General features: G+C 64.5%; 4 protein-coding genes and 2 pseudogenes. 4 read left to right on the top strand and 2 right to left on the bottom strand.

The genetic code is table 11. The annotated features are described in order from the left end of the window. The coding region (locus tag C5O18_RS06875; protein WP_146089254.1) for a helix-turn-helix domain-containing protein at window positions 1-458 on the top strand (458 nt) is incomplete at its 5' end. An 80-nt stretch (window positions 459-538) separates the two neighbouring features. Here C5O18_RS06875 and htpX read toward each other — a convergent pair. Then, window positions 539-1,435 carry a protease HtpX gene (gene htpX, locus C5O18_RS06870; protein ID WP_105192651.1) on the bottom strand — a complete coding sequence of 299 codons (897 nt, stop codon included), beginning with the start codon at window positions 1,433-1,435 and terminating at the stop codon, window positions 539-541. 90 nt (window positions 1,436-1,525) lie between these two features. Continuing rightward, window positions 1,526-2,634, bottom strand: a pseudogene (locus tag C5O18_RS06865) (pyridoxal phosphate-dependent aminotransferase). Window positions 2,635-2,927: 293 nt separating this feature from the next. On the opposite strand from C5O18_RS06865, the gene msrB reads away from it, so the two are divergent. The 3 genes and pseudogenes from msrB to C5O18_RS06850 form a co-directional block, all read left to right on the top strand. After that, a complete protein-coding gene (msrB, locus tag C5O18_RS06860; protein ID WP_105192655.1) occupies window positions 2,928-3,350 on the top strand; it encodes a peptide-methionine (R)-S-oxide reductase MsrB in 423 nt (140 codons plus the stop codon). 63 nt (window positions 3,351-3,413) lie between these two features. Continuing rightward, window positions 3,414-3,899, top strand: coding sequence for a glutathione peroxidase (locus C5O18_RS06855; protein ID WP_105192649.1), 486 nt, complete (start codon window positions 3,414-3,416; stop codon window positions 3,897-3,899). A 117-nt stretch (window positions 3,900-4,016) separates the two neighbouring features. Continuing rightward, window positions 4,017-4,357: pseudogene (locus tag C5O18_RS06850) on the top strand (hypothetical protein); the annotation flags it as partial.

Here is a 4,357-nt window from a genome sequence, read left to right as displayed (position 1 = left end):
ACTTTTCCCAGCCGTTTGCCGGTCTGCATGCGGAAAAGGGAGGCTTGCAGGCGCGCTTCAAGACTGTCGATCCGGTTGTGCGGCAGCTGGCCCTGGATTACATCGCTCGACAGTTTCCACTGCGCAGCCTGCAGCTTGCTGATCGCGTCAGGAATACGCTTCAGGGGACTCTGGGTGCAAACCGGGGAACCAAGGCCGAAGTCGCGGCTTTGCTAGGCATGCACCCGCGCACGTTGCAGCGCCATCTCGATGAGCAGGGAACCAGCTTCGAAAACATACGGAGCGCGGTGTACAGCGGTGCGCTCCTGCGCTTGCTCCACGAGACGGATCTTCCAGTCAAGCAACTGGCGGGCATGCTCGGCTTTTCGGAGCAGTCAGCCCTGACGCGTGCCTGTGTGCGCTGGTTCGGAGACTCTCCCTCAGGCATTCGCCTGAAGAGAGCGGGTCATGCCCTGTGATACATGTCCGCATGAAAAAGCCCCGCATGGCGGGGCTTTTTCGTGACGCTGAAAGGGCCGGCCTGACGGCCGGCGCACGATCAGGCGATCTGCAGACGCTGCAGCGCCTCGATGCGCTTTTCCAGCGGCGGGTGCGACATGAACAGCGAGGCCAGGCTGAAGCCTTCGCGCTTGCCTTCGGTGATGGCCATGGCCGTCATTTCCGCCGGCATCTGGTCAGGCACCTCGTGCTCGCGCTGCAGGGCGCGCAGGGCGTTGATCATGGACTGGCGGCCGGCCAGCTCGGCGCCGGCTTCGTCGGCGCGGAACTCGCGGTAGCGCGAGAAGTACATGACGATGACCGAGGCCAGGATGCCCAGCACGATGTCGGCGATGATGCTGGTCACGAAATAGGCGATGCCCGGGCCTTCCTCGTTCTTGAACACCACGCGGTCGACGAAGTTGCCGATGATGCGCGAGAAGAACATGACGAAGGCGTTGACCACGCCCTGGATGAGGGCGAGGGTGACCATGTCGCCGTTGGCGACGTGGCCGATCTCGTGGCCGAGCACGGCGCGCACTTCATCCTTGGTCATGCGCTGCAGCAGACCCGAGGACACGGCGACCAGGGCGTCATTCCTGTTCCAGCCGGTGGCGAAGGCGTTCGACTGGTAGCTCGGGAAGATGCCGACTTCCGGCATCTTGATGCCGGCCTTCTGCGACAGTTCGGCGACGGTGTCGAGCAGCCAGCGCTCTTCACCGGTGCGCGGCGTCTCGATCAGCTGGACGCCCATGGAACGCTTGGCCATCCACTTCGACATGAGCAGCGAGATCAGCGAGCCGACCGAACCGAAGACGAAGCAGAACACCAGCAGGTTGCCCAGCTGGAGGGTATTGCCGGCACCGTGCGTCGAACCGACGCCGAGCAGGCTGAGGACGATCCCGGCCACCAACACCACAGCCAGGTTGGTGAGCAAAAACAGGACGATGCGTAACATGGGCTTTCAAGCTCCTTGGTTGATGTGGCGACAGCGTGGCACTAGTTACAACGTTGTCACTACATAAAGTAGGGTCATGACCGGCTGATTTCAAGTCTCGGCGGACAGTGCTTCCGTCGTCTTCGCCACCTTGCCGTCGGTGCCGTGGCGCCTGCGGTAGCCTTCGAGGAAGCGGGCGAGGCGGGTGATGGCCTCGATCAGCTCCTCGCGGTGCGGCAGGAAGACCACGCGGAAGTGGTCGTGGCTGGGCCAGTTGAAGCCCGTGCCCTGCACCAGCAGCACCTTCTCGGCCTGCAGGAACTCGAGAATGAACGCCTGGTCGTCCTTGACCGGATACACCTCGGGGTCCAGGCGCGGGAACAGGTAGAGCGCGCCCATGGGCTTGACGCAGCTGACGCCGGGAATGTCGTTGAGCATGCGCCAGGCCAGCTCGCGCTGCTCGTACAGGCGCCCGCCGGGCCGGATCAGGTCGTTGATGCTCTGGTAGCCACCAAGCGCGGTCTGGATGGCGTACTGGGCCTGCACGTTGGCGCACAGGCGCATGGAGGCCAGCATGTCCAGGCCTTCGATGTAGTCCTTCGCGGCTGCCTTGTTGCCGCTGACCATGAGCCAGCCGGAGCGGAAGCCGGCGACGCGGTAGCTCTTCGACAGGCCGTTGAAGGTGATGCAGAGCAGGTCCGGCGCCAGCGTGGCGATGGAGGTGTGCTGTGCCTCGTCGTAGATGATCTTGTCGTAGATCTCGTCGGCGAAGATGATCAGGCCGTGCTTGCGGGCGAGCGCGACGATGCCCTGCAGCACTTCCTTCGAGTACACCGCGCCGGTCGGGTTGTTCGGGTTGATGACCACGATGCCGCGNTGCCGCCGGCGAGGTTCACGGCCGCGGTCCAGAGCGGGTAGTCCGGCGCCGGCACCAGCATTTCGTCGCCGCCGTCGAGCAGGGCCTGCATGGCCATGACGATCAGCTCGGACACGCCGTTGCCGATGTAGATGTCGCCCACGTCGACGCCGAGCAGGCCCTTGGTCTGGTAGTAGTGGACAATCGCCTTGCGCGCCGCGAACAGACCCTTGGAATCACAGTAGCCGATGGCGTTCGGCAGGTTGCTGATGACATCGGACAGGATTTCCTGCGGTGCCTCGAAACCGAACGGCGCCGGGTTGCCGATGTTGAGCTTGATGATGCGGTGGCCCTGTTCCTCCATGGCGGTGGCGGCCTTGAGGACCGGACCACGGATGTCGTAGCAGACATCCTTGAGCTTGGAGGACTTGGTGATTTCCATGATGTGCTCGCATGCGGACGGCGGTCCGCGCAGATAAAGGGCTCGCGCCCGGAGTGACCCCTCGGAAAAGTGCGCTCCATTCTAGGGCAAAAAAACGCTGCCGGATGGCGCGGGGCCGCAAAAAACTCGCGTATTCCGTGTGGCTTCCTGTCATATTCTGGCCATGCGCAACCTGCCGGCGCGACCCGGTGCACCGGCTGATCGAGGAGAGCGTCATGAGCGAGGACAAGTCCGCGGGCCGGCCTGCCGGCGCCGAGGTGAGCGAGGCGGAATGGCGCGAGCGCCTGAGTCCGGAGGAGTTCCAGGTCTGCCGCCTGAAAGGCACCGAGCGCGCCTTCACCGGCGAGTACTGGAACTGCGAGGAAGATGGCATCTATGTCTGCCGCTGCTGCGGTGGCGAGCTGTTCGACGCCGGCACCAAGTACGACTCCGGCTCGGGCTGGCCGAGCTTCTGGCAGCCGATGACCGGCGAGGCCGTGGCCGAGCACCGCGACATCAGCCATGGCATGATCCGGACGGAGATCACCTGCCGGCACTGCGGCGCGCATCTGGGCCATGTCTTTCCCGACGGCCCGCGCCCGACCGGCCTGCGCTACTGCGTCAATTCGGCATCGCTGCGCCTGCTGCCGAAAGACTGATTTTCCGCGCGCCGGGGCGGCCTCGCCGGCGGTGCGCGCAGCCAGACGAACAAGGAGAAGAAAATGACAGACATCTATGACATCCGCGCGCGAAACATCACCGGCGAGGAGCGTGCGCTCGGCGATTTCCGCGGCCAGGTCATGCTGATCGTCAACACTGCCAGCAAGTGCGGCTTCACGCCACAGTTCACCGGGCTGGAGGCGCTGTACGAGAAGTACAAGGGGCAGGGCTTCGCGGTGCTCGGCTTCCCCTGCAACCAGTTCCTCAACCAGGATCCGGGTGACGAGCAGGAAATTGCCAGCTTCTGCTCCATGGACTACGGCGTGACCTTCCCGATGTTCGCCAAGATCGAGGTCAACGGCCCCGGCGCGCATCCGCTGTTCCAGCACCTGACCCAGGAAGCGCCGGGCCTGCTCGGCAGCAAGGCGATCAAGTGGAACTTCACCAAGTTCCTGGTCGATCGCAATGGTCGCGTGGTCGACCGCTACGCGCCGACGACCAAGCCGGAAGACATCGCCAAGGATATCGAGAAGGCGCTGGCCGGCTGAGCCGGCAACGCGACCGGGCCGCCTGTCGGACGGCGGTTCCTGTCCGCGCTGCGGACTTGAAGGTGACATGTGTCATGTTTTATCGTCGTGACCACATGGTCATAACGAGGTTGCAGCATGACAGCGATCAGCCCGGCGCACTGCCCGGACGACATTCCCGCACTGGATCGCATTCCCGGCGCCACCCGCTGGCGTGACCCGCAGCCTTCGCCCTTGCTGCGCCTGCTGGGCATACGTACCGATGACCCGCGCTTCGCCAGACTGAAGCAGGCTCTCTGGCAGGGCGATCCGCTGGCGGACGCGGTGGCCGACTGGGTGCAGTCCACGCGTGGCGGCTGGGCCCTGTTCCAGCAGGCGCTGGCACAGGGCATCGGCAGCGTGGACAACCCTCCGGCGTGCCTGGCGGCACTGTTCGCCCGTGTCGATGCCCGTCCGCACTGGGTCGATGATGACCTCAT

It is taken from the genome of Amnimonas aquatica, from assembly GCF_002943415.1.
Classification (GTDB): Bacteria; Pseudomonadota; Gammaproteobacteria; order Pseudomonadales; family Moraxellaceae; genus Perlucidibaca; species Perlucidibaca aquatica_A.
Note: the sequence above shows the minus strand (reverse complement) of the source record. Positions and strands in the feature narration are given on the sequence as shown.

Excerpts from the sequence above, each read along its gene's own strand:
- htpX (WP_105192651.1), bottom strand. The coding sequence starts at position 1,435 with ATGTTACGCATCGTCCTGTTTTTGCTCACCAACCTGGCTGTGGTGTTG.
- msrB (WP_105192655.1), top strand. The coding sequence starts at position 2,928 with ATGAGCGAGGACAAGTCCGCGGGCCGGCCTGCCGGCGCCGAGGTGAGC.
- C5O18_RS06855 (WP_105192649.1), top strand. The coding sequence starts at position 3,414 with ATGACAGACATCTATGACATCCGCGCGCGAAACATCACCGGCGAGGAG.